The following is a 25292-nucleotide window of genomic DNA, read 5'->3' as shown; positions in this document are numbered from 1 at the left end:
TCCCCATGAGACCAAGTTTCGTGCAGATCGCGATCGTGATCCTCATCATCGTGATCATCTTCGGCGCACCCAAACTGCCGCAGCTGGCCCGAAGCCTGGGACAGTCGATGAAGATCTTCAAGTCCGAAGTCAAGGACCTGCGCGACGACGACGAATCCGGCAAGACCACCGAGCCGGGAGCGCTCAACCAGAACTCCTCGACCGATTCCACCACGGCCACCGGTGAAACCACTGGTACCGAGGAGTCGCGGCGAGAGAAGCAGGACCCGCAGTCTCACGAGAAGTGAAAGAGAACAGCCAGCGGAAGCCATCTCGATCACGGAAGAGCAATCCTGAGAAGAAGATGCCCGTCGTCGGGCACCTCGTCGAGTTGCGCAATCGCGTCATCATCTCCGCCATCGCCATCGCTCTGGGCGCGGTGGCAGGCTGGTTCCTCTACGACCCTGTCCTCGACATCCTCCAAGAGCCGATCCGGACGATCCGTGACAACGGCGGACGGATGGCCGAGATCAACTTCGCCGGAGTCGCCTCTCCCTTCGACCTGAAGATCAAACTCTCGTTCTTCATCGGTCTCTTCCTCTCCTGCCCCATCTGGCTCTATGAGGTCTGGGCCTTCATCGTCCCGGGACTGAAGCGCAAGGAGAAGCTGTACTCCCTCGGATTCCTCGGGGCAGCGATTCCGCTGTTCCTGGCCGGGTCGACCATGGCGTTCTTCGCTCTGCCCAATGCGGTGAAGGCACTGACCTCGTTCACCCCCGAGGGCGGCACGAACATCATCCCGGCACAGGACTATCTGAGCTTCGTGATGATCATCATCGTCGTCTTCGGACTTGCGTTCGTCCTTCCCGTGCTCATGGTGGGACTCAACATGCTCGGAATCCTGTCGGCGGAGAGGATCAAGAAATCGTGGCGCATCATCGTCATGCTCGTCTTCCTGTTCGCCGCGATCGCCACCCCGACTCCGGACGCCATGTCCATGTTCTTCCTCGTCATCCCCATGATGACCTTGTTCTGTCTGGCGTGGGTGATCTGTGTCTTCAATGATCGCCGACGTAAGAAGCGCCTCATCGCGCAGGGCCTGTGGGTCGACGAGGATGAACTGACCGACGAAGAGAAGAATGACTGACCCTACGCCGCTTTCGACCGACGCTTCTGCCGATGAACCGCTGAGCCCCTCGGCCGCCTATGCCGACTTCAAGGAGCGTGCGGAATTCGCCCGCACTCCCTTGGGACAGTTCATGGAGCGCACCGAGTTCGCCCTCGATGACTTCCAGATCGAAGCCTGCAGTCATCTGCAGGACGGCGAGGACGTGCTGGTCACAGCGCCGACCGGTGCCGGCAAGACGCTCATCGCGGAGTTCGCTGTGGAATTGGCTCGCGGCGAGGGCAAACGGGTCTTCTACACGACCCCGATCAAGGCGCTGAGCAATCAGAAGTTCAATGACCTCGCAGAGGTCCACGGGGCGGAGAACGTCGGGCTGCTCACCGGCGACACATCGATCCGCCGCGATGCGCCGATCATCGTGATGACCACCGAAGTGCTGCGCAATATGCTCTACAACGACGTGTCTGGTCTCTCGGACCTCGGCTTCGTCGTCCTCGACGAAGTCCACTACCTCGCCGACCGATTCCGCGGACCGGTGTGGGAAGAGGTCATCATCCACCTGCCGGACCGAGTGCAGATGGTGTCTCTGTCGGCGACGGTGTCGAATGTGGAGGAGTTCGGGGCCTGGCTGCGTGAAGTCCGGGGACCGACGACGATCGTGTCCACGAGCCACCGGCCGGTGCCGCTGGTCAATCACGTCCTGGTCGGCCACCGGATGTACGACCTGTTCACGCACAGCGATTCCGACCGCATCGATCCGGCACTCAACCACGCCACTCGGACACACGGGGGACCGCGGTCGAAGCGCGCACGTGCCACCCGTGCCCGATTCCGCCGTCCCAGCCGCACTCAGGTGGTGGCATCTCTCGCCGAGGCGGCCATGCTCCCGGCGATCATTTTCATCTTCTCCCGCAATGGCTGCGATGAAGCCGTCGAACAGTATCTGAGCACGGGCACCGATCTGAACTCTCGGGAGGAGAAGACGATCGTCAATGCCGCCCTCGAGTCGCTGCGCGACGATCTCGCCGACGAAGACCTCGGCATCCTCGGCTATCACACCTTCCGTGAGGGTCTGCTGCTCGGAGTTGCTGCGCACCATGCGGGGATGATCCCGCAGTTCAAACAGCTCGTCGAGGAGCTGTTCTCGCAGGGAATCATCAAGGTCGTCTTCGCCACGGAGACGCTGGCGCTGGGCATCAACATGCCTGCGCGCACCGTCGTGCTCGAAAAGCTCGTGAAGTTCAACGGCGAAGCACATGTGATGATCACCCCGGGGGAATACACCCAGTTGACCGGACGAGCCGGTCGCCGCGGAATCGACCGCATCGGCCATTCGGTCGTGGTCTGGCACCCGACCATCGAGGTCAGCGAGCTGGCAGCCTTGGCCTCGAACCGTTCCTACGCACTGAATTCGGCGTTCGGGCCGACCTACAACATGACCGCGAATCTGCTGTCGCGAATGAGTTCGGACGAGGCAGCCAAGGTGCTCGAGACCTCCTTCGCCCAGTTCCAGGCCGATAAGGCCGTCGTCGGCCTGGCCCGGAAGGTGCGCAAGAACGAAGCCACGATCGAGGCGTACGAGAAGTCGATGCACTGCGACCTCGGTGACTTCTCCGAATACGCCGGACTGCGCCGGGCGATCTCGGATACGCAGAAGCAGGAGACCCGGACGAAGTCGCGGAACAGGCAGCGCGACATCGTCGAATCCCTCACCGCTCTCAAGATCGGCGATGTCGTGACGATGCCGGCCAAACGGGTCGGCGGACGCGCAGTCATCATCTCTCCGATGAGCAACAAGGACGGTGTCTCACGACTGCCCACCGTCCTCACAGAGCAGGGCAAAGTGTGGCATCTGCGACCCCACGAGGTGACCGAACCCGTCGCCTCTCAAGGGCGCGTCCGAGTACCGAAGAAGTTCAACCACCGGCAGGCAGGCGACCGCAGGCAGCTGCTGTCCATCCTCGAATCTGCCGTTGCCGACGGCAGGGTCGATGCGGAAGCCCATTGGGAATCGACCCGAGAGCATCAGGGGGAGAGCACCACTGTCGCCGAGCTCCAAGCGCAGATGCGGGCACATCCCTGTCACGACTGCCCGGACCGGGAACTCCACGCCCGGTGGGCCAACCGTGCGGACAAACTCATCCGGGAGAACGATTCGCTCATCGCCCGGATCGAAGGCCGCACCACCTCGATCGCTCTGGTGTTCGACCGAGTCCAGGATGTGCTGCGCGGGCTCGGGTTCGATCCCGAGCACTCGACTATGCTGCGTCGGATCTACGGCGAACGGGATCTCCTGGTGGCACTGACGATCCGCGCCGGATTGTGGGACAGACTCAATGAGCCGGAACTTGCGGCGTTCGCATCGATCTTCGTCTTCCAGTCGCGCAGGGACACCCTGACCGCACATCGGGCTCCGAGCCCCGACCTCAAGGCTGTCTGCGACGAATCGGAGACGATCTGGCGTCGGCTCTTCCACCTCGAAGAACAGCATGCTCTGACCACGACTGACGAACCGGACCGTGGGCTGATCAGACCGATGTACCGGTGGACAGAAGGCAGAACCCTGTCGGAATCACTGCGGGGCAGCGATATCGCCGCCGGTGACTTCGTCAGATGGGCCAAGCAGAGCCTCGATCTGCTCGGTCAGGTCGCGGAGGTCATCGACGCGGAGACCGCAGTGCGCGTTCGTCGCACCATCGAAGCCATTCGTCGCGGAGTCGTCGCCGACTCCTGAGCGTCACCGCGTCTGCGCTCTCCGCCGGGGGAGCGCAGACGCAGCGTCTTCGTCTCAGCGGCGGACCTTCTTCACGATGTTCTCGATATCGGAGCCGAACGCGTTCTCCGTCGTCAGGTAGGTCCACGTCGACGACGGGCGTTTGAGTCCGTGCGACTCGAGGTCGATTCCCTCATCGGTGATCGTCGCTTCCTCGATCGTCGACTTCGAATCGTCGATGACATCGGACCAGAACGATGAGAAGACCCGAATCGACTCGGTGTTGAACGCCTCGTGCGGCTTCTCCCTGGCGAATGTGCGCAGGTGGATGCCCTCACGCAGATCGTTGAGGAAGGCGAGGTGATCAACCCAACGCGCGTCGAGGTGGAAGAGCATGACCTCTCGCAGCACCGAGTCCAGCAGCTCGTCGGAGTGGTCCTGCGCGATCTCATCGGCACGGTCGCCGAGCTCCTTGCGCAGCTGCTCGACGGGCTCGTCGTCCTTGCGGATCTCGGCTCGGCGCTCGAGGACGAGCTCGCGCTGTTTGGCCATGAGCTCGTTGAAGCGCCAGGTGTCACGATGCAGTGCGGTGTTCTGTCCCTCAGCGATGCGCTGAGCGTGTTCGACGAGGCCGAGCGCGCGCTTGGATTCGATGAGACCCGTCTCATCACCTTCGGAGACGAAGCGTTGGATCTCGGGAACCCTGGTGACCAGTTCGTCTTCGAGGCTGGTGAAGAACACGGACGTGCCGGGATCGCCCTGACGACCTGCGCGACCGCGCAGCTGGTCATCGAGTCGCGATGACGGATAGCGACCGGCGCCGATGACGAGGAGGCCCCCGGCGTCAGCGACCTCGTCGTCGGCCAGTCGGATGTCCGTCCCGCGTCCGGCCATCTGCGTCGACACCGTCACCGCGCCAGGTGCACCTGCTTTCGCGATGATCTCTGCTTCCCGGGAATCGTCCTTAGCGTTGAGGACGGCGACGTCGATTCCGCGTTCGGTCAGCCGTTCGGCCAACGACTCGCTCTCGGCCACCGAGGAGGTGCCGATGAGAACGGGACGGCTGCGGGCATGATGGTCGGCGACCTCTTCGACGATCGCTCGTTCCTTCGACTCCTGATAGGTGAACAGGCGGTCGGGTTCGTCGACGCGGATCACGGGCAGGTGCGTATCGATGGGCACGATCTCCAGCCCATAGAATTCGCGCAGATCGTCCCCGACGGCCAGGGCGGTGCCGGTCATTCCGCAGACGGTCTGATATCCGTGGATGAGCTCTTCGACCGTCATCTGGTCGAGGATCTCACCGCTGTCGGTGGCGTCGAGGCTCTCCTTGGCTTCGACCGCGGCTTGGAGTCCATCCGGCCAGCGCTGAAGTTCGGCGACGCGACCTCGGGACGAGGAGATGAGTTTGATCCGTCCATCGACGACGAGATAGTCGACGTCGCGTCTGACCAGCGCTCGGGCGTGGAGTGCCAGATTGACGGCGGCGAGCGTCTCGGAGTCCTCTCCGAAGAGTTCGACGTCGAGTTCCTCCTCGACCCGGTCGACTCCGGCGTCGGTGAGTGAGACGGCGTGCCTGTCGGCGCTGACCTCATAGTCGGTGTCAGGGCTGAGCCGGGACACGAGCGCTGCGATCGCGGCGTCGGTGTCCTGGACACTGGAAGAACCGGCGAGGACGAGTGGCACACGCGCCTCGTCGATGAGGACGGAGTCGGCCTCATCGACGATGACGACATCGCGTTCGGGCACCCGCTGATCGGCATCCTCGGTGAGGAACCGGTCACGGAGGACATCGAAGCCGACCTCGGTGACCGAGGCGTAGACGACCTCGGAGCGGTAGGCTTCACGGCGTTCGTCGTCGCCCTGCGCGCCGGAGATCGCGGCTGACTTCACTCCGAGGAGGTCGAACAGGGGCTTCATCCAGTTGCGGTCACGGACGGCGAGGTAGTCGTTGACGCTGACGACGTGCACGCGTCGCCCCTGCAGTGCGTAGCCGGCTGCGGCCAGCGCACCGACGAGAGTCTTGCCCTCACCGGTGGCCATCTGCACGATGCTGCCCTGCAGCAGCCCGACGAGTCCGCGAAGCTGTGTGTCATAGGCGCGTTCGTCCAGCACCCGCTCACCGGCTTCGCGCGCCAGAGCACAGTAGCGGATGAGAGTCTGCTGCTGTGTGCCCGAGCCGAAGACCTCGCCGGCGGCCTCCGTGATTTCGGCATCGCTGAGTTCGGAGAATTCGCGCCCGGCCGCGTCCAGATCGTCGACGGCGCGCTCGAACCAACCTGTCGTCTTCTCCGCATGAGAGCCGGGTCGGTTGAGCAGGCGAGAAAAGAATCCCATTGTCGTCCTTCGTCGTTTGTACGTCGATGTCGAGTCTAGCGTTCAGGACATGGGCCACGAACCGTCGACGACGGCCTCGGCGTTGCCCTTCTTCCGCAGCCAGGCCTGCAGCCCTGCCGCCTGTGAGCGCTTCCAATCGGCCTGTGCGGCCATGATCTCATCGTTGCTCATCGCTGAGATTTCCGTCGACTTCTCGGCCAATGCTCGGGAAATGTCCAGAGCGGCCAGAGCGTCGGCGGCAGCATCATGGGCGTCGAGGAGTTCGACGCGGTAGCTCTTCGCCGTCTCGATGAGCGTCCGTTTGCCCTTGCGGTAGGGATCGATGTGCTTGTCGACGACGAAGGTGTCGACGATCGTCGGGATGATCGAAGGGAAATCGATGTCCGGGCGGTGGCGGGCCACCTCGGCGGCCATCACACTGAGGTCGTAGACGACGTTGTGTCCGACGACGACGGCGCCCTCTTCTCTCAGTGCGGCGAATTCTGCGCACAGCTCGCTGATGACCTGAGTGGCGGCCGCTCCGTTGGCCTGAGCGAATTCGGTGGTGATGCCGTGGACCGCCCGCGCCGACTCTGGGATCTCGATCCCCGGATCGGCCAGCCACGTGCGCACCTGATCCGCCGAGTCGACGAAGGCGGCGGTGACGATTCGGGCGGTGGCCGGTTCGACTCCGGTGGTCTCGAGGTCGAAGCCGACGAGCCGCGACTGAGCCCACGAACCGTCGGTCCCGTTCCGTACTGTTGACTCAGCTGACTCGGCAGACTCGGGTGACGCGGACGCCGTCGCTGTGCGCCCAGGTGCCGCGGAGTGTGCGGAGGCCGCACCGGCGGTCCCCGACACGGATTCGAGAGCACTGGTGAGATTGTCGACGGAGCGGCGGATGTTCTGCCCCTCGGCCGCAGCTTCGACCCCGGCGCGGTCGAAGCTGTTCGGGACGCGGTCGAGGTCGATGCCGTGCTCGACGTCGGTCAGGCAGCGCATGACCTCCAGAGTCTTGTAGAGACTCTCCTCGACCTCGATGATCGTTGCGGCTCGCTTCGGACTGAGCCCGCCGGTCTTCACCCCGGCCTTGGCGGCCTTGACGATCGATTCGAGGGAGCCGAAGTTCTCCAGCAGCGTCGCGGCGGTCTTCTCCCCGATACCGGGTGCTCCGGGAAGCCCGTCGGACGGATCGCCGCGCAGAGCGGCGAGCTCGCGATAGCGGGCGCCGTCGGGCACTCCGTAGGCGGTCGGAAGGTCGGTCTGTGCCAGGGCTTCCCACTCGCCGCCTTTCCGGGGGCGCAGTACGCTGACTTCGGCGGACGAGTCGAGCAGAGCCAACAGATCGCGGTCGGGGGAGACGATGATCACAGGGGTTTTCGACTGGGCAGCCATCGTGGCGATGACGTCATCGGCTTCGGTCCCGGCCACCTCGGCGATGGGAATCCCCGCGGCTGTGAGGACGCGGTTCATGATGGGCAGCTGCACGGCCAGCTCAGGTGGGATCTCCGTGCCGGCTTCTTCGTCCTTGACGCGTGCCGCCTTGTACTCGGGCATGATCGCGGTGCGGAAGGCCGGACGCCAATCCGCGTCCATCGTCGCGATCACACGATCGGTGTCGAACCGGCGCACCATCTGCGCGACGGTGTCGAGCACCCCTCGAACGGCGTTGACCGGGTGACCGTCGGCATTGACGATCGAATCCGGCACCGAATAGAAGGCGCGGTAGTACAGGGCTGGAGTATCGAGCAGAACCAAGGGCTTCACATCAGGTGACGATACCCGACCCTCCTGACACAGGTGTAGCCGCAACGGCCGACGGTGTAGCCTGTCGGCTGTGACTATGTACTTTGGTGGAGATGTTTACAGCAGTGTCGACCCGTTTGCGACGGCGCTGGGATATGCGGACGGAAAGGTCTCATTCATCGGTTCCGATGAAGCGGCCAAGGCTCTGGACCCGGAGGCGATCGACCTCGGTGAGGACTTCCTCACCCCGGGCTTCGTCCATGCCGGGCTGATCGTGGACGACTCGGCCCCGTCGGCCGCCGACCTGTACGCACAGGGGTTCACCCATGTGCACGCGATCGGCACCGCCGAGGCGGTCGCCCGGTTCGCCGCCGACGCTCCGGAGGCACTGTCGATCGTCGACTACCCGCAGCTGGAGTCCGGCTCCTTCGGAACCCGTCGGGCCTCGATCACCGCCGCTGACCTGCTCGGACTCGAGGAGCTGCCGGCACTGAGCCTCTTCATCCTCGTCGCCTCGGACGACCAGCTCACCGAGGTGCTCGAGACCCTGCGGGCCGATGCCGCACATGCCCAACGCCACGGGTACCGTCTGCGCCTGGACTTCGCCGTTCCGGACGATCAGGTCCAAGCCCTCGGCCGCAGCGGAATCGCCATCACCCTCGACCCGGCTCGCCCGCAGCCCTTGGCACAGCTGCTCGCCGCCGGAGCGCAGGTGTCCTTCAGCCATTCCGAAACCTCGCCCTGGGCAGGAGTGCGGGATGCCGTCGTCGGCGACGGAGGAATCGGCGCCCGTGCGGCCTTCAACGCTGCCACCCGCTTCGCCCACCGGGCGGCCGGAAATCCCGAAGGCGGAGTGCTCGCCCCCGGTGCCGATGCCGATATCGTGCGCTGGAAGGTCGAACGGCTCGTCGTCCAGGTCGCCGACCCGCGCGTCGCAGCCTGGAGCACCGATCCGCGGTCGGGAACACCGGGGCTGCCCGAACTGTCTCCCGATGTGGCGCTGCCCACCCGGGTGGAACTCTGATCTGAAACCGATGCTTCGGCCTGTCCAGCCGACACGCCGATGGACTGAAAATTCCGGTTTTTCATTTGAGCCTCTGACCTGCAGTTTCAGCCATCAGCCCAGGTCACAGCGATTTTGCAAAGTCTCCGGCGGCCACTAGATTCGACGTGAACATTCCGCTTGACGTGGGATGGAGTCGGCACTCCCGTCAATAGATAACTCGCTGTTGCGGCAGCGTGGTCCGAAGGCGGGGGTGTCGACTCATTGTCTGGGGCGACTTCCGCGTATCGTGGAGTCCGTGCTTTCCAAGATTCTTGTCGTCATCCCCACTTTCAACGAACGTCTCGCCCTCCCCGTGACATTGGCCGGACTGTTCGAACAGCAGCCCGAAGTCGACGTCCTCATCGTCGACGACGGCTCTCCCGATGGAACCGGCGTGTGGGCCGATGAGCAGGCTGAGAAGGATCCCCGCATTAACGTCCTCCACCGCAGCGAGAAGTCAGGGCTCGGAATGGCCTATATCGCTGGATTCGAATGGGCATTGGAACGCGACTACGAGATCATCTGCGAGTTCGATGCCGATGGTTCTCACCGCTCCCTCGACCTGGGGCAGCTGCTCGACGCCGCGGGAGAAGGACGAGGAGACCTCATCATCGGCTCACGGTGGGTGCCCGGCGGCGAGATCGTCGATTGGCCGAAGTCGAGATACTTCCTCTCCCGCGGCGCGAACGTCTACGTCAACGCTGTCATGGGTCTGGGAGTCAAAGATGCGACCGCCGGCTTCCGCGCGTACAACCGCGCTGTGCTCGAGGCACTCGATCTCTCCGGTGTGCAGTCGCAGGGATACTGCTTCCAGATCGACATGACCTACCGCACCGTCGAAGCTGGCTTCCGCGTCGCCGAGGTGCCCATCGTCTTCGTCGAACGCGAGCTCGGTGAATCGAAGATGAGCGGCTCGATCATCACCGAAGCGTTCACGAAGGTTGCGAGTTGGGGCCTGACCCGCCGCCGCAGTCAGCTGCGCCGCCTGCTGACCCGTTCCACCCCCACCACCTAAATTCCCCTCTTACTACCTGACGGCGGCCCAGCAACTTCGCGCGAGGTTGCTAGGCCGCCGTCAGGTAGCAATAAGGGGTGCAGGTCGGTTGACCTGCACCCCTTGTGTGCTCTTGTTGTGGTTATATCAGCTCTGGGCCGGAACCTCACCGCGACGGATTGCGAGGCGCTCGTCGAGGAGCACCTGGAGTTCGTCGAAGGATCGGCGTTCCAGGAGCATGTCCCAGTGGGAACGCACATGCTTGACGGGCTCGCCATCGGGTTCATTGACCCCGACGCGGACGCCGATGCCGTGGATTCCCGAATCCCAGGTCGAGGGAACCTCGGCTTCGATGGAGAACGGCACCTTGAAACGGGTCCCGTCTTCGCATTCGAATTCGACCATCTGGCGGGGTGCCGGCTCGACGCCCTCTTCGGTTTCGAGGCTGCGCGAGCCCAACTGTGTTCCGCGGAGACTGCGTTCGCTCATATCTAAGACCTTCCGACTCGACTGCACACCTTGGACGCAATGTAACAGTCTACCGTGCTCGAATATTCCTCGCCGACCGGGAGTGATCCATTCCTCGACCGGAATCTCGACTCAGCCGTGTCGGCCAGCGAGCACGTCGAGGCCGAGCTCGACATCATCGGTGACGATCCCGTCGACTCCTTGATCGAGCAGCGTCCGCATCGTCGCCTCGTCATTGACCGTCCAGACGTGGACGAGCAGACCTGACCGGTGAGCCCGGTCGACGAAGTCCGCTGTGACTACGGGGATCCGTCTGAACGAGACCGGAACCTGGAGAGCGTCGGCTCCGGGCGGGAGGGGAGCAACCCCATGATCGGGAATTCCCGGCAGTCGGCCGAGGGCGAAGAGGGCGGTCTCCGTCGTCCCCGTCGACGTCCGCACACCGGGCAGAGCTATGCGCAGCCGTCGGAGCGTTGCGGAATCGAAGGAAGCGAGGCGGATGCGGTCGGCGGCATGGAAATTGTGAACGAAGCGGATCATCGGGCCGATGCTGTGGGCGGCTTTGACATCGATGTTCCATCGCACGTCCGGCAGTGCTTCCACCAGCGTCTCGAGGCGGGGGAGTCGACCGCCCGCGAGGAGTTCGACTCGGTCGAGCTCGGCTGCCGGCAGTTCCCGAATGGTGTGGCCCAGCCCGGCGATGCGATTGAGGTCGGCATCGTGTGCGGCGAAGAGGATGCCGTCAGCGGAGGCGTGGACATCGGTCTCCATCCACTTGACTCCGGCCGACGCCGCAGCGGCGAAGGCCTCGAGGGTGTTTTCGCTCATCCCCGGCCAGAGGCCGCCTCGGTGCGCGATGATCTCTGGGTCCGCGATGACCTCCCGCTGGGAATTCATGGTCCAATCCTAACCAGGGTGTTGATTTCGCCGAGGCTGTGTTCAAGGATGGAGCCATGAGCTCACACCGCGAACCCATCGAACCCGACGACGTCATCGACGCAACCGCGAAGACCCCGACAGAACGCGCCCGCCGGGCCGCCGGACGCGCATACAGCGTCGCGAGCACAGGTGTGAAGAATGTGCGTGAGGCGGCCTCGACCTCCCGCCTCATCGAAGCCACCGAGAACGGCGTCAACCGTGCACTGGGTTCCGTTTCGCACGCGATCGATGACGCTGTGCGCAGCGGCAAGGTCGAACGAGCCTTCGACCGGGCACAGGAGACCGTGACGACAGGAGCCGACGGTGTCCGAAAACTGGTGACGCGCAAGTCCCGCTGACCATCACCGGCTCGCCAGGACCGCCTTGCGTTTCTCGCATCCGTCGAGGTTCCGAGGACCAGCGGCACACGGACATGCTGTCGTGAGCAGGATCTCAGCGATGTGGCACACCGTTCGGGTGTGCCACATTGCTTTTGTAACAGTTCCTTAACTAGAATCTGTGAAGGTAACGATCAGATAACTTGGAGTTTCTCCTCGAGCGCACTTTTGCGAGAGGTCTTCCCGTTGCATCTCCGAGTTGCCGAGACACTTTCTGATGACGACGAGGAACACCACTGTGGGCAGACACTCAGCACCGAGCACCAAGAAGACCGGTTCGATCTTCTCAGCGCTGACGGCGAAGAAGAAGACCGGACGCCACGCACCGACCGGCCGCCCGAACACCGCTGGGGGAGTGCTGGCAGCAGTCCGCACCCGTCCGGTGCTCTCCGCCTTCATCGTGCCGACGGCCGCAACGGCAGCCGTCGTCGCTTCGAGCCTTGCAATGGTGCCCGATGGTGCCTCCACGGGCGGCCAGGTCGTGGCCGAAGCGCCGGCCGAAGCCCCCGCTGTCGCCGTCTCCGAGCCGACGAAGGCCGCGGATGAATTCCTCGCCAAGGCGAAGAAGCAGGCCAAGGAGAAGCCCGCAGAAGTCACGATCGACACTCATATCGAGACGCCCAGCCCTGAGCCGTCGAAGACCGCTGACAAAAAGGATCAGGGCTCGTCCGGCGGCGGAGAATCCTCTGGCGACGAGGGCTCGTCCGGCGGGTCCGCTGATGAGAACGACGGACCGTCGAACTCCGGCAAGTCGGCCGGCGAGTCCGGCAGCTGCCCGATGTCCTACTACGGCGGCGGTGACGGATTCGACGGGAAACAGACCGCAAACGGCGAGATCTTCGATACGAACAAGCTCACCGCGGCCCATAAGACTCTGCCGTTCGGCTCCAAGGTGAAAATCACGAACAGCGCGAACGGAAAGTCCGTGACGGTGCGGGTCAACGACCGCGGCCCCTACCACGGCAATCGGTGCTTCGACCTGTCCAAAGCCGCCATGGAGGCCGTCGGCGGTGTCGGCGCCGGGCAGATCAACGGCAAGTACGAAGTGCAGTGACCCGGGCGGTGAGCTGCTGACTGCTCACGTCACTCATTGAGCTCCGCCGCGGCCCATGCATGATCGTGCAGGACGCGGCGGAGCTGTTTTGGCGAGAGGACTTCGACCCCGGGCACGGTGACGAGCTGGCTGACGGCCACCCCGGCGGGTTCCATGGGAAGGTCGATCTCGATGGTGTCGCGATCCGTCCGCCCCGTGTTGATGGCGTCCTCGGTGAGTCGGCCCGGAATCGCGCGCTTAAGGTCGTCGATCTGGGCCACGGGCAGCCGCAGTCTCACGAGTATCCGACGAATCGAAGCATCGAATTCAGCCTGCGCCCCCGTCCAGTAGTCCGCGAGGTCGAAAGAAGGCGGGGGAGTGCAGTGGAGGAATCGCAGCTCGGCCGAGCCGATCCGTGAAACTCGATACGTTCGGGGACTGCCTCCCGGCGGCTGCGCCGCGAGATACCAGCGACCGGCCTTGACGACGAGTCCCAGAGGCAGCAGTGTGCGCGATCGCAGACCGTTCCGTCCGCGATATGTGACCTGCAGTCCCCGCTGAGTGCGCAGTGCGGTGACGATGGTGTCGAGCTGCTCGGGATCCTCCTTGGCCATGAACCAATCCGGCCCGTCGACGAGGATGAGCTGCGAGAATGCCGATGACGATTCGGCGAGGACTTTCGCTCGGGCCGTGGCCAACGCGGACGAGAAGCCGAGATCGGCCGCGGCAGGGGAGCCGATGAGGAGAGAGTCGAGTTCGTCCCGGGTCAGACCCGCCACAGGCGAGACCCAGTCGCCGAGGAGGCTGATCCCGCCGCCGGGCCCCGCCTCGGTGATGACGGGCACGCCCATCCGCGACAGCTCACCGAGGTCACGGTAGATCGTCCGCTCGGTGACCTCGAGACGTCGCGCGAGATCGGATGCCGTGAGCGGCCGAGAACGCGCACCGAGGATGACGATCTCCGAAACGAGGCGAGCAGCTTTCATAATTCCGAGAATAATGAAGGACACTGACACGAGATGTCAGTGGAAGCCGATGAGACTGTTCCCATGAATACACCGACACCGGAATCAGCTCACGCCGCCGACCCCGCCGACTTCGCTCCGTTCTCCCAACGTGCGCTGAGCGGCAAGGTCGCCCTCGTCGCCGGGGCCACCCGAGGAGCCGGCCGCGCCATCGCCCGGGACCTCGCACGCGCCGGCGCCTTCGTCCACTGCACCGGCCGATCGACCCACGAGCGTCCCTCCGACTACGCACGCACAGAGACGATCGAAGACACCGCCGCCCTCATCACCGACGAAGGCGGCCAGGCCGAAGCCCACGTCTGTGATCACCTCGATCCGGCCCGGATCTCACAGGTGATCGGCCAGATCGAAGCCCACCACGGTCGTCTCGACATCCTCGTCAACGACATCGGGGGAGAAGCCTACGTCGAGTGGGGCACACCGTTCTGGGAGACTGAACTCGATACCGAGATGCGCTTGTTCCGGGCGGGTCTGCTCACTCACCTGCACACCGCACATGCCGCCCTGCCCCTGCTCACACGGAATCCGGGCGGTCTCCACATCGAGATCACCGACGGCACCGCAGAGTTCAACGCGGGCCATTACCGGGAGAATATCTTCCTCGACCTCACGAAGACGGCTGTGAGCCGTCTGGCCTTCGGGCTCGGCCACGAACTCGCCAAGGTGGAAGCGACCGCGGTCGCCATCACCCCCGGTTGGCTGCGATCGGAGATGATGCTCGATCACTTCGGCACCACAGAGGATGACTGGATGCGCGACTCGCTCGACGAAACCCGCACCGAACCGCCACGTGATTTTGCGATCTCCGAGACGCCTCATCTGCTCGGTCGTTCCGTTGTCGCACTGGCCGCCGATCCCGACCGGCACAGCTTCAACTCGACGACGCAGGACACCCACGGATTGGCTGTCCACTACGGATTCAATGACCTCGACGGTTCGCGACCCGATTCGTGGAGCTTCATCACCACCCTTGAGAACGACCCTGCGGCGGATCCCCGCGAGTTCCGCTGACCGCACGGGCGAGTGCGGATTCCGCACTTGCCGAATCCGTCTTGGCACGGGCCCGGGACCTCGTTAGTCTGAAGCCACCCAATCGCTTCAGGAGGAGTTCGCCGTGTCCGCAGAAACCCGTGACGTCGTCATCATCGGAGCAGGCCCATCGGGCCTGAGCGCCGCCCGTCGGCTGCGGAAGGCCGGACGCAGCGTCATCGTGCTCGAGGCCCGTGACCGCGTGGGCGGCCGCACCTGGACCGAACACATCGACGGGCAGATGTTCGAACTCGGCGGCCAGTGGATCTCCCCGGACCAGACCGCGCTGCTCGCGCTCGTCGACGAACTCGGCAAAGAGACCTACCCGCGGTACCGCGACGGAGACAGCGTCTACATCGCTCCCGACGGAAAACGCACCGTCTACTCGGGAGAGATGTTCCCGGTGGGGGAGTCGACCCAGTCCGAGATGGAACGTCTCATCGGCATCCTCGACGAACTCGCCGCCAGGATCGGTCCGAATTCACCCTGGGATGCCGAAGACGCTGCCGAACTCGACTCGATCTCCTTTCACCACTGGCTGCGCCAGCAGTCCGAGGACGAACTCGCATGTGAGAACATCGGGCTGTTCGTCGCCGGCGGCATGCTGACCAAGCCCGCCACCACCTTCTCAGCACTCCAAGCCATTCTCATGGCCGCCTCGGCGGGATCGTTCACGAATCTCGTCGACGATCACTTCATCCTCGATCGTCGCGTCGTCGGCGGGATGCAGTCGGTTTCGGTGCAGATGGCCGAGGAGCTCGGCGAGGACATCGTCCGTCTGCAGCAGCCGGTGCGCCGGATCGAATGGTCGGAGACCGGCGTCAGTGTTTCCACCGACGAGCTGACAGTCAGCGCAGGCCATGCGATCGTCGCCGTGCCACCGAACCTGTACTCGCGCATCAGCTATGACCCGCCGCTGCCGAGGCTCCAGCAGATCTTCCACCAACACCAGTCGATGGGGCTCGTCATCAAGGTCCACGCCACTTACGACAGCCCGTTCTGGCGCGAAGACGGTCTGTGCGGAACCGGATTCGGTGCCTCACGTCTCGTCCAAGAGGTCTACGACAACACGAACCACGGTGAAGAGCAGGGTACTCTCGTCGGCTTCATCTCCGATGTCAACGCCGATGCCATGTGGGCCCTGGACGAAGAGTCCCGCCGGACGAAGATCCTCGAAGCCCTCGCCGAATTCCTCGGCCCGAAGGCACTCGACCCCCGAGTGTTCTACCTCTCCGACTTCGGCGCGGAGGAATGGACCCGCGGAGCTTATGCGACGAGCTACGACCTGGGCGGTCTGCACCGGTGGGGACCGTTCCAGAACGACCCGGTCGGGCCCATCCACTTCGCCAGCTCCGATATCGCTGCCGAAGGCTACCAGCACGTCGACGGAGCGGTGCGCATCGGCACCGCCACCGCCGAGAGGATCCTCGGCGAGAAGTCCTGAGATGAGCAGCACACAGCCGTCACCGTCGACGAACACGAGCGGACTGAGCTCCAAAGGACTCTCCGCCGGCAAGATCGGAGCCATCGGGGGAGCCGTCATCGGCATCTCCTGCATCGCTCCGGCCTATACGCTGACCTCGGGACTGGGTCCGACGATCTCCGAGGTCGGAGTGCACACCCCGGCCGTGCTGCTCATCGGCTTCGTGCCGATGCTCCTCGTCGTCTTCGGCTACCGCGAACTGAATACCGCGATGCCGGATTCGGGCACGACGTTCACATGGGCGACCAGAGCGTTCGGGCCGTGGCTCGGTTGGATGGGCGGTTGGGGGCTCGTCGCCGCCACCGTCCTTGTGCTGTCCAACCTCGCAGCCGTTGCCGTCGACTTCCTCTTCCTTCTGCTGTCCCAAGTGTTCTCCGATCCGTCCATCGCCGAACTCACACGGGTGCTGTGGATCAACATCCCCGTGACGATCATCCTCACCGCTGCTGCGGCCTGGGTGTCCTATCGGGGAGTCGAAGCCACCGAGAAGCTGCAGGTATGGCTGGTCGCCTTCCAGGTGCTGGCGTTGGGCTGGTTCGTCGTCGCTGCGATCGTGCAGGCGTCCAACGGCACCTCCTATGATCCGACCCCGGTCTCGCTTGATTGGTTCAATCCGCTGTCCGCCGGCGACTTCTCCACCGTCGCTGCGGCCGTATCGCTGTCGATCTTCCTGTTCTGGGGCTGGGACACGGTGATCACGATGAACGAGGAAGCGAAGGATCCGGAGAAGACTCCAGGTCGCGCTGCCATGCTCACGATCATCGCGATCGTCATCATCTACATCGCCTGTACGATCGCCGTCATCTCCTTCGCAGGGGTCGGCACCAAAGGGCTGGGTGCGGGCAACCCCGACAACCAGGAATCGATCTTCGCCTCACTCGCCGGCCCGGTCATGGGGCCCTTCGCTGTGCTCGTGTCCGTTGCGGTGCTCTCATCTTCCCTGTCCTCGCTGCAGGCGACGATGGTCTCGCCCTCGCGGACGATCCTGGCGATGGGCCACTACGGGGCGCTTCCTGAGAAGTACGGTCGGGTCTCTCCCCGCTACAAATCCCCATCGGTCGCCACCGTCACCTCGGCGGGGGCCGCGATCATCTTCTATGTCGTCATGCGCCTGCTCTCGGAGAACGCTCTGTGGGACACGATCACTGCGCTGGGACTCATGGTCTGCTTCTACTACGGCATCACGGGTCTGGCCTGCATCTGGTATTTCCGACGCAGCCTCTTCTCCTCGACCCGCACGTTCTTCTACCGTTTCCTGTTCCCGCTCGTCGGGGGCGTGACCCTGCTGATCATCTTCGTCACCACCGCAATCGACTCTCTCGACCCCGACTACGGTTCGGGATCCTCGGTCTTCGGCGTCGGACTCGTCTTCGTCCTCGGCATCGGGGTGCTGGCCCTGGGAGTGGTCATCATGATCTTCCAATCCGTCCGCCATCCCGACTTCTTCCGCGGACGCACCCTGAAGCAGGGAGTCGACGAGGGGTGAACGAACAGCTGGTGGCTCTGCGCCGGGTCCGGGACCGCATCGACCGCGAGTTCGACCAGCCATTGAGCGTGGAGGCCCTGGCCACAGGCGTGCACATGTCCGCCGGGCACCTCAGCCGCCAGTTCAGAGCGGCCTTCGGCGAGTCACCGTATTCGTATCTCATGACGCGCAGGATCGAACGAGCCATGGCCCTCATCCGCCGCGGCGATCTCACGATCACCGAGATCTGCTTCACCGTCGGCTTCTCGTCCCTGGGCACCTTCAGCACTCGCTTCAGCGAACTCGTCGGACTCTCACCGACCCGTTACCGCGACGGGGTCGCCGCGGGCGAGCACCGGCTGCCGACGATCGTGGTGAAGAATGCACTGCGACCGGTCAGGAATCGAGAAGTCCCACCGAGCTGAGCAGTCTACGATTGCTGACATGGACATCTCGATCAACGCCAGCTTCCTGCCGCACACCGATGCGGAAGAATCCCTGACCTTCTACCGTGACATCCTCGGCTTCGAGCTGCGCCTCGACGTCGGTGCCGGACGCATGCGCTGGCTGACGGTGGGACCGGTCGGCCAACCCGACACATCGATCGTGCTCACCCCGCCCGTGACCGACCCGACGATCAGCGACACCGAACGGGAGACCATCGAAAGACTCATCGCCAAAGGCAGCTATGCCGCGATCGTGCTCGCGACACCGAACGTCGATGAGGCCTTCGCCGAGGTGGAGGCCAAGGGCGCCGACATCGTGCAGGAGCCGATGGACCAGCCCTATGGTCTGCGAGACTGCGCCCTGCGGGACCCCGCCGGGAACATGATCCGCATCCAGCAGAGAGACTGACACCAGTGCACAGTGCAGACAGCCACGACCTCATCCGCGTCAGCGGAGCCAGGGAGAACAACCTCAAGAACGTCAGCGTCGAGATCCCCAAGCGCCGTCTCACGGTCTTCACCGGCGTCTCGGGCTCCGGAAAGAGCTCACTCGTCTTCCACACCATCGCCGCCGAGTCCCAGCGGATGATCAACGAGACCTACTCCGCCTTCGTCCAAGGCTTCATGCCGGCGATGGCCCGACCCGAGGTCGACGTCCTCGAGGGACTGACGACGGCCATCATCGTCGACCAGGAGCGGATCGGGGCGAACCCGCGCTCCACGGTGGGCACGGTCTCTGATATCAATGCGAAGCTGCGCACCCTCTTCGCGCGTCTGGCAGAACCGAACCTCGGATCGACGAACGCGTATTCCTTCAACGTCGCCACCCTGAGCGGCAAGGGCGCGGTGACCATCGACAAGGGCGAGGGCAAACAGGTCGAACGGAAGGCATTCTCCGTCAACGGCGGCATGTGCCCGCACTGCGAGGGCATGGGCACAGCCACGGACATCTCCATCGCCGAGGTGGTCGATGAGTCGAAATCTCTCAATGACGGGGCCATCACCGTTCCCGGGTACAAACCCGGCGGCTGGTCGGTGCGCATGTTCTCCGAATCCGGGTACTTCGATCCGGACAAACCGGTCGCCGATTTCGATGAGAAGGAGCGGCACTATCTGCTCTATGCCGAAGGCGAGAAGGTCAGGATCAATGGCACCAACATCACCTTCGACGGGCTGATTCCGCGGATCCAACGGTCGTTCCTGTCCAAGGACCGGGATTCGATGCAGAAGCACATCCGCGAATTCGTCGACCGTGCCGTCGTCTTCACCACCTGCCCCGAATGCGCAGGGACACGGCTCAACGGAGCCGCCCGGTCCTCGCTGATCGCCGGCAAGTCGATTGCTGATGTCTGCGCTCTGCAGATCTCGGACATCACGGGTTGGTTGGACCAGATCGAGCCGGGAGCCGCCTCGGCGCTGCTCGATTCCCTGCGTGCGGATGTGCGCGCCTTCAACGACATCGGCCTCGGTTATCTGTCCTTGGACAGATCAGCCGGATCGCTGTCCGGGGGAGAGGCGCAGCGGATAAAACTGGTCCGCCACCTCGGGTCCTCGCTCACGGACGTCACCTACGTCTTCGACGAACCGACGATCGGCCTGCACTCACACGACATCCGATCGATGAACGAACTCCTGCTGGCGCTGCGGGACAAAGGCAACACGGTGCTCGTCGTCGAACACAAACCCGAGACGATCCTCATCGCCGATCACATCGTCGATCTCGGACCCGGAGCCGGCAGCAACGGGGGAGAGGTCACCTTCACCGGCACCGTCGACGGTCTCCGGGCATCCGATACGCTCACCGGTCGCCACCTCGGATACACGGCGTCGCTCAAGGAAAAGGTGCGGGAGCCGGCGGGAGCTCTCGAGATCCGCGAGGCCGGGTCGCACAATCTGCGAGATGTCGATGTCGACGTGCCCCTCGGCGTGCTCACCGTCGTCACCGGCGTCGCAGGGTCCGGTAAGAGCAGCCTCATCGAGGGATCCCTGCGTGGACGTGATGGGGTCGTGATGATCGATCAGGCGCCGATCAAGGGATCCCGGCGCAGCAACCCGGCCACGTATACAGGGATGCTCGAGCCCATTCGGAAGGCATTCGCGAGGGCCAATGGGGTCAAGCCCGCTCTCTTCAGCGCGAACTCCGAAGGTGCCTGTCCCGTGTGCAACGGGGCCGGAATCATCTATTCGGATATGGCGCTCATGGGCGGCGTGTCCGCACCCTGCGACGAGTGCGAGGGCAAGGGTTTCCAAGCCGAGGTGCTCGAGTTCGCCTTGGGCGGACTGAATATCCGTGAGGTCCTCGACCTGCCGGTGGACGCAGCGATTGAGCATTTCGGTGCGGGGGAGTCGCGTATCCCCGCGGTCGTGAAGATTCTGAAGATCCTCGCCGAGGTGGGACTCGGCTATGTCAGCCTCGGTCAGCCGCTGACGACTCTGTCCGGGGGAGAGCGGCAGAGATTGAAGTTGGCGGTCCATCTGTCGGCGAAGGCCGCTGATGCCGCGCAGGTGATCATCCTCGACGAACCGACGACCGGTCTGCACTTGGCCGATGTCGAGAATCTGCTCCAGCTCCTCGACGGGCTCGTCGATTCGGGGCGTACCGTCATCGTCATCGAACACCATCAGGCCGTGATGGCTCACGCCGATCACATCATCGACCTGGGGCCCGGCGCCGGACATGACGGAGGGTCGATCGTCTTCGAAGGCAGCCCGACTGAGCTGGTCGCAGGGGCGAAGGCGAACGGATCGCTGACCGCGGAGCATCTGGCACAGTACGTGAATTCCTGACCGGGGGAGCCGCTGCTCTTCAGGCCTCACTCAGGTTCCGCGGAGGCGATTCGGATGCTGAATTCACGGTCTCGGGTTCAAATGCGGCAGTTGATTCGTTACGGTGTATAACGGCTCGGTAACGACCGGGTTACAGAACCGAAATGCAGTCGTACTTTGGAGAAGACACAGTGAACCTCTACAGCACAAGCCTCCGCAAGGTCGCCCTGCTCGTCGGCGCCGGCGCTGTCGCAGCGGCCGGACTGACCGGAATGAGCGCAGGGCAGCCGGCCCAGGCATCTGAGAAGGGCGTCTGGGACAAGGTCGCCGAATGCGAATCCGGCGGAGACTGGCACATCAACACCGGCAACGGATACTACGGCGGACTGCAGTTCTCCAAGCAGACCTGGAACGGCTTCGGCGGTTCGGGCACTGCGGATGAGCACAGCAAGAAGGAACAGATCCGGATTGCTCAGAAGGTCCTCAAAGAGCAGGGGCCGGGCGCATGGCCGACCTGCGGTGAGAAAGCCGGACTGACGAAGTCCAATGGCGCTGCCGATGACGGAGGCGGCAAGAAGGACGATGGCGGCAAGAAGGACGACGGTGGCTCTGACGACAGCGGCAAAGTCGGCCTCGGCGGCAACGTCACCGTCGGCAGCTGAGACCACACGTTGATCTGACGATCAACGATCTGCAGGCATGGACACGTGCGCTGTGATCGTGATCATGGAATGGCCGTGAGTGACCCATGCGTCGCTCACGGCCATTTCTGTCGGTGAGGGTCGTCGCTGCGCATTGTGCTTTCGTGTCGGGGGTGTCATCCGTGAGTTTCGAAGCTCCTCTCCGTCTTAGGATAGAACGCCGATAATATACATTATGTTAAGTTAAGATTGAGAGCCGAGCCGCTTCCCCGTGGTCTCGCCTATAGAGTTGATGCTGACGATCGATGGCCGCAGATGTGTTCTGCAATCTGATGGTCCAGGTCTTCTGCCGAGTTCTGACTGGGAGGCGAAATGGCGACGAAGCAACCAGCAATGCGACCGACAGGCGAACCCGTCGATGACGTGCTCGACCGTGCAGGCGGTCCCAGGCGCGCCGAGGCTGATCGCCTGCGCGAGATCCTCACAGAGATCTCCGGCGAAGAGCCCGTTGTCTGGGCCTCACGCATCATCGGATTCGGCGAGGTCGAGTATCGCTACGAATCAGGACATGGCGGCACGATGCCGGTTCTCGCGTACTCCCCTGCCTCGCGTCAGCATACGATCTATCTCACGAGCGACTATGAGGACCGTTGGCCCGACCTTGCCTCCAGGCTCGGCAAGTACCGCAGCGGCACGTCGTGCCTGTATCTCACGCGCTTGAATGATGCCGACGAATCGGTGCTGCGTGAACTCCTCAAGCGCACTCGTGACCACACGCTCGCCGAATGGTCCGACTGATAGCATGTGTACTGAACAGTAACTCAGATCACAGTGAAGGGCGCCTCCATGACCGCAGACACCACAGCCGTGCAGACCGCCGAATCTGCACCCACCTTCAAGCTCTGGAAGAAGATGCAGGAGATGCCTCTGGGCGGCCTCGTCGGTTCATGGCTGTTCTCTCAGGGCATCTGCTTCAAAGCACCCTATTTCCGTACTGTGCGCCCGCAGATCAAAGAGCTGCGACCCGGGCTGTGCCGCGTCACTGCGCCCAACCGCCGTGGAATGCACAACCATATCGGCACCTATCACGCAATCGCGTCGTGCAATATGGCCGAAGTCGCCGCCGGTGTCATGACGGAAGCGACCGTGCCGCCCACTCACCGCTGGATCCCAGCGGGAATGACCGTGGAATACAACGCCAAGGCCAGCAAAGGGGCGGTCATGGCAGTCACCCGGCTTGAAGAGATCCCCGAATTCGGCGACGAGAAGTTCGACCTGATCGTCCCTGTGGATGTCTTCGACGCGAACGGCATCGCCTTCGTCACCGCACGCATCACCATGTACATCTCACCGAAGAAGCGCTGAAGCACCGCGGATCCACCAGGTCACCGCCTGGAACCCTTTACCGGCCCGACAGCAGCAACACGCGCTGAGCGTGCGTGACTCCCCCGCCGATCGGGCGTGGCGGCCTGTACCCGCCTTCAGGCCCTAAGTCGATGATGAGATCGCCGAGCTCGGTTGAGATGAACTCGGCAAGGCTCTCATCGATCGGCCAGTCATGTCCGGTGCCGCGCGAGAGATCAGCGGCATGGAGTGCGAGCTCGAGAATGCGCATCTGCACCAGCTGCGCTCCCGGGATGCTGCCGATCCGGTGAGCGACGGGCGCGTGGAGGTCGCATTCGTACACCAGCGCCCTGAACGACCTCTCGTGAGTCCAGAAGGAATCGAGCATGTCCTCTCCGAGGTGATCGGCTCCCCTGGTGGCTTCGACTTCCTCCGTGCTCGCCTGCTGCAGCAGCTTCGTGTAGCGGACTCCCCCGCCGATCAGGTGATTGATGAGCTCCGCATTCGACCATTCCGCCGCCCCGCTCGTCCGGTTCAGATCGGAGGTGCGGACTCGACGGAGGGCTGTGACCCAACATGCTTCTGCCTGATCGAGCTGAGTGGTCGTGACTTCATCCATGCCCTCAGCCTAAGTCCGGATGCCTGGGACCGTACCGACGATCTCGGGTGGTGTCGTTCCGCAAGGCGGGAAGGGCATCAGAAATCGCTCCGATGAATCTCGAGTGTTGAGAACTTCTGGTCAAACCATGGTCCTGACCGTTCGGTCAGTATAAGTTGTTCCTGCGCGCTGCGTGATGGTATACCAATGTGGATCGCCGTCCTGCGCCCCTGCAACTCGACAATGAAGTGAGGAGCTGACCATGACCGTGGCCAGCGGTTCGGCCGACTACATCGGCCTCGCAAACGCACCGATTCTCTGGATACTCGCGATGGCGGTAATGGGTGTCGTCGTCGTTCAATCGCTCATCTACATGACCGCGGTGAAGAAGAACGCCGAGTCCGCGGGTATGAGCCAACAGGAAGTCCGTTCGGCCTTCCGCGCCGGCGGTGTCGCCGCCATCGGGCCATCGCTGTCGGTGGTCCTCGTCGCCATCGCTCTGCTGCCTCTGTTCGGCACTCCCCCGGTCATCGTCCGCGTCGGACTCATCGGGTCCGCCGCCACCGAGGTCGCATCTGCGTCCCTGGCGGCAGGCACCATGGGTGCCAACCTCGGTGATGAGACCTTCACTCGCGGCGTGTTCATCGTCGCCCTCATGGCGATGAGCCTCTCGGGCGCCGGCTGGATGATCTCCACCCTCATCCTCACCCCGATCTTCAAACGCAGCTCTCACAAGCTCGAGAAGGTCAATCCCGCACTCATGTCGATCATCCCGGGTGCGGCACTGCTCGCGGCCTTCGCGGCGCTGACCTTCCGTGAGCTGCCGAAGTCACCGACCCATGTCATCGCCGTCATCGTCTCGGCAGTGGTGATGAGCATCTGCCTGCTGCTCGCCAAGACGCTCAAACAGAACTGGCTGAAGGAATGGGGATTGGGAATCTCCCTGCTCATCGGCCTCGTCGCCGCCTACTTCGCCCACTATGCCGGTCTCGGCATGCCCGAAGCCTGAGGAGAGACCATGTCATCGATCATCACATCACCCTCGCACGCGGCATTCGAGCGCACCACCAGCCGGTGGGGCTCGATCACGCTGTTCATCGGATTCCTCATCGCCACCTCGGTGCCGTTCTATCTTCTGTTCGTCGCCGACGCGAACATCGATTTCGGAGAGATCCTCAAGGGATTCCTCGCCGTGTTCGCCGTCTACGGAGTCTTCTACATCGTCGAACCTCTCACCTATTTCCCGATCCTCGGACCCGCCGGGATGTACCAGGCCTTCATGATCGGCAATGTCGCGAACAAGCTGCTACCCTCGGCGATCGTCGCCCAGGACACGATCGGGGCGAAGCCCGGCACCCGCAAGGGCGAATACGCGGCGACGATGGCCATCTGCGGAGCCGCGATCATCCACGTCGCCTCGATGGTCATCTTCGTCGGCATCCTCGGCACCTGGCTCGTCTCCCTCATTCCCGAGCCGGTGACCCTCGTCGCGAAGCTCTACATCCTCCCGGCGATCCTCGGCGGTGTCACCGTCCAGCTCATCGCTTCTCTCAAGCAGCTGAAATCGACGCTCATCGCCCTCGGCATGGCGGCGCTGGTCATCCTCGTCCTCGTCAGACTGGTTCCCGTGCTCGCGCCCGGCGACGTCGCCATCGTCGTGTTCCTGACCATCCTCATCACATGGTTCACCCGCAACAAGGCGGTCACGGACAAAAGACCCGACAGCGACGGCACCGACACCGTCGGCATCAACTGAGGG

General features: G+C 63.6%; 24 protein-coding genes. 18 read left to right on the top strand and 6 right to left on the bottom strand.

Annotated elements, in window-relative coordinates:
• Window positions 1–5: 5 nt before the first annotated feature.
• The 3 genes from tatA to HIM68_RS03145 are packed head-to-tail and all read left to right on the top strand — an operon-like array spanning window position 6 to window position 3839.
• Window positions 6–287 carry a Sec-independent protein translocase subunit TatA gene (tatA, locus tag HIM68_RS03155; RefSeq protein ID WP_139467226.1) on the top strand — a complete coding sequence of 94 codons (282 nt, stop codon included), beginning with the start codon at window positions 6–8 and terminating at the stop codon, window positions 285–287.
• A complete protein-coding gene (gene tatC / locus HIM68_RS03150) occupies window positions 284–1126 on the top strand; it encodes a twin-arginine translocase subunit TatC (protein WP_308423766.1) in 843 nt (280 codons plus the stop codon). The genes tatA and tatC overlap by 4 nt, the downstream gene beginning before the upstream one ends.
• Window positions 1119–3839, top strand: a complete 2721-nt coding sequence (locus HIM68_RS03145; RefSeq protein ID WP_172169496.1) for an RNA helicase — start codon at window positions 1119–1121, stop codon at window positions 3837–3839. The genes tatC and HIM68_RS03145 overlap by 8 nt, the downstream gene beginning before the upstream one ends.
• A gap of 54 nt (window positions 3840–3893) precedes the next feature.
• Here HIM68_RS03145 and secA2 read toward each other — a convergent pair whose 3' ends face one another.
• Window positions 3894–6155 (bottom strand): accessory Sec system translocase SecA2, encoded by a 2262-nt coding sequence (secA2, locus tag HIM68_RS03140; protein ID WP_139908035.1) that lies wholly within the window; start codon window positions 6153–6155, stop codon window positions 3894–3896.
• Between the two features lie 42 nt (window positions 6156–6197).
• Entirely contained in the window at window positions 6198–7901 is a 1704-nt protein-coding gene (locus HIM68_RS03135) for a 5'-3' exonuclease H3TH domain-containing protein (RefSeq protein ID WP_259356764.1), read from the bottom strand.
• Window positions 7902–7977: 76 nt separating this feature from the next.
• Here HIM68_RS03135 and HIM68_RS03130 point away from each other — a divergent pair, with 76 nt between their 5' ends.
• Both HIM68_RS03130 and HIM68_RS03125 read left to right on the top strand, forming a co-directional pair.
• Window positions 7978–8904 carry a metal-dependent hydrolase gene (locus HIM68_RS03130; protein WP_172170273.1) on the top strand — a complete coding sequence of 309 codons (927 nt, stop codon included), beginning with the start codon at window positions 7978–7980 and terminating at the stop codon, window positions 8902–8904.
• Between the two features lie 277 nt (window positions 8905–9181).
• Window positions 9182–9940: a polyprenol monophosphomannose synthase gene (locus HIM68_RS03125; protein WP_259356763.1), complete on the top strand. Its 759-nt coding sequence runs from the start codon at window positions 9182–9184 to the stop codon at window positions 9938–9940.
• Between the two features lie 126 nt (window positions 9941–10066).
• Here the strand turns inward: HIM68_RS03125 and HIM68_RS03120 are convergent, their stop codons facing one another.
• Window positions 10067–10408, bottom strand: a complete 342-nt coding sequence (locus HIM68_RS03120) for an RNA polymerase-binding protein RbpA (RefSeq protein ID WP_098731087.1) — start codon at window positions 10406–10408, stop codon at window positions 10067–10069.
• A gap of 111 nt (window positions 10409–10519) precedes the next feature.
• The gene (locus tag HIM68_RS03115) at window positions 10520–11284 is read right to left on the bottom strand and encodes a glycerophosphodiester phosphodiesterase family protein (RefSeq protein WP_139908033.1); all 765 of its coding nucleotides are present in this window, start codon (window positions 11282–11284) and stop codon (window positions 10520–10522) included.
• Window positions 11285–11340: 56 nt separating this feature from the next.
• Here HIM68_RS03115 and HIM68_RS03110 point away from each other — a divergent pair, with 56 nt between their 5' ends.
• A complete protein-coding gene (locus tag HIM68_RS03110; RefSeq protein WP_172169490.1) occupies window positions 11341–11664 on the top strand; it encodes a hypothetical protein in 324 nt (107 codons plus the stop codon).
• A 256-nt stretch (window positions 11665–11920) separates the two neighbouring features.
• Window positions 11921–12757: a septal ring lytic transglycosylase RlpA family protein gene (locus tag HIM68_RS19130; RefSeq protein WP_172169487.1), complete on the top strand. Its 837-nt coding sequence runs from the start codon at window positions 11921–11923 to the stop codon at window positions 12755–12757.
• A 29-nt stretch (window positions 12758–12786) separates the two neighbouring features.
• Here HIM68_RS19130 and HIM68_RS03100 read toward each other — a convergent pair whose 3' ends face one another.
• The gene (locus HIM68_RS03100; RefSeq protein ID WP_172169484.1) at window positions 12787–13722 is read right to left on the bottom strand and encodes a YafY family protein; all 936 of its coding nucleotides are present in this window, start codon (window positions 13720–13722) and stop codon (window positions 12787–12789) included.
• A gap of 63 nt (window positions 13723–13785) precedes the next feature.
• Here HIM68_RS03100 and HIM68_RS03095 point away from each other — a divergent pair, with 63 nt between their 5' ends.
• The 9 genes from HIM68_RS03095 (at window position 13786) to HIM68_RS03055 (ending at window position 22956) form a co-directional block, all read left to right on the top strand.
• A complete protein-coding gene (locus HIM68_RS03095) occupies window positions 13786–14772 on the top strand; it encodes an SDR family oxidoreductase (RefSeq protein WP_172169481.1) in 987 nt (328 codons plus the stop codon).
• Window positions 14773–14875: 103 nt separating this feature from the next.
• Window positions 14876–16234, top strand: coding sequence for an NAD(P)/FAD-dependent oxidoreductase (locus tag HIM68_RS03090; RefSeq protein WP_172169478.1), 1359 nt, complete (start codon window positions 14876–14878; stop codon window positions 16232–16234).
• A 1-nt stretch (window position 16235) separates the two neighbouring features.
• Window positions 16236–17759: an APC family permease gene (locus HIM68_RS03085; protein WP_172169475.1), complete on the top strand. Its 1524-nt coding sequence runs from the start codon at window positions 16236–16238 to the stop codon at window positions 17757–17759.
• Window positions 17756–18163 carry a helix-turn-helix transcriptional regulator gene (locus HIM68_RS03080; protein WP_139467216.1) on the top strand — a complete coding sequence of 136 codons (408 nt, stop codon included), beginning with the start codon at window positions 17756–17758 and terminating at the stop codon, window positions 18161–18163. Before HIM68_RS03085 ends, HIM68_RS03080 begins: the two co-directional genes overlap by 4 nt.
• Window positions 18164–18173: 10 nt before the next feature.
• Window positions 18174–18593, top strand: a complete 420-nt coding sequence (locus HIM68_RS03075) for a VOC family protein (RefSeq protein WP_218973605.1) — start codon at window positions 18174–18176, stop codon at window positions 18591–18593.
• Window positions 18594–18598: 5 nt separating this feature from the next.
• Window positions 18599–20971, top strand: coding sequence for an excinuclease ABC subunit UvrA (locus HIM68_RS03070; protein WP_259356762.1), 2373 nt, complete (start codon window positions 18599–18601; stop codon window positions 20969–20971).
• 170 nt (window positions 20972–21141) lie between these two features.
• Window positions 21142–21612 (top strand): transglycosylase family protein, encoded by a 471-nt coding sequence (locus HIM68_RS03065; RefSeq protein WP_282433169.1) that lies wholly within the window; start codon window positions 21142–21144, stop codon window positions 21610–21612.
• A gap of 351 nt (window positions 21613–21963) precedes the next feature.
• Entirely contained in the window at window positions 21964–22389 is a 426-nt protein-coding gene (locus HIM68_RS03060; protein WP_139467212.1) for a DUF1801 domain-containing protein, read from the top strand.
• 48 nt (window positions 22390–22437) lie between these two features.
• A complete protein-coding gene (locus HIM68_RS03055) occupies window positions 22438–22956 on the top strand; it encodes a hotdog fold domain-containing protein (protein ID WP_216656720.1) in 519 nt (172 codons plus the stop codon).
• A gap of 37 nt (window positions 22957–22993) precedes the next feature.
• Here HIM68_RS03055 and HIM68_RS03050 read toward each other — a convergent pair whose 3' ends face one another.
• The gene (locus tag HIM68_RS03050; RefSeq protein WP_139908024.1) at window positions 22994–23554 is read right to left on the bottom strand and encodes a maleylpyruvate isomerase N-terminal domain-containing protein; all 561 of its coding nucleotides are present in this window, start codon (window positions 23552–23554) and stop codon (window positions 22994–22996) included.
• A gap of 241 nt (window positions 23555–23795) precedes the next feature.
• Between HIM68_RS03050 and HIM68_RS03045 the strand changes: the two genes are divergently transcribed.
• On the top strand, window positions 23796–24542 hold the full coding sequence (locus HIM68_RS03045; protein ID WP_139467210.1) for a DUF5058 family protein: 747 nt from the start codon (window positions 23796–23798) through the stop codon (window positions 24540–24542).
• Window positions 24543–24551: 9 nt separating this feature from the next.
• On the top strand, window positions 24552–25289 hold the full coding sequence (locus tag HIM68_RS03040; RefSeq protein WP_172169472.1) for a hypothetical protein: 738 nt from the start codon (window positions 24552–24554) through the stop codon (window positions 25287–25289).
• Window positions 25290–25292: the final 3 nt, after the last annotated feature.

It is taken from the genome of Brevibacterium sp. CT2-23B, assembly GCF_013168765.1.
GTDB lineage: Bacteria > Actinomycetota > Actinomycetes > Actinomycetales > Brevibacteriaceae > Brevibacterium > Brevibacterium sediminis.
This window is presented reverse-complemented; position numbering and strand designations above follow the sequence as displayed.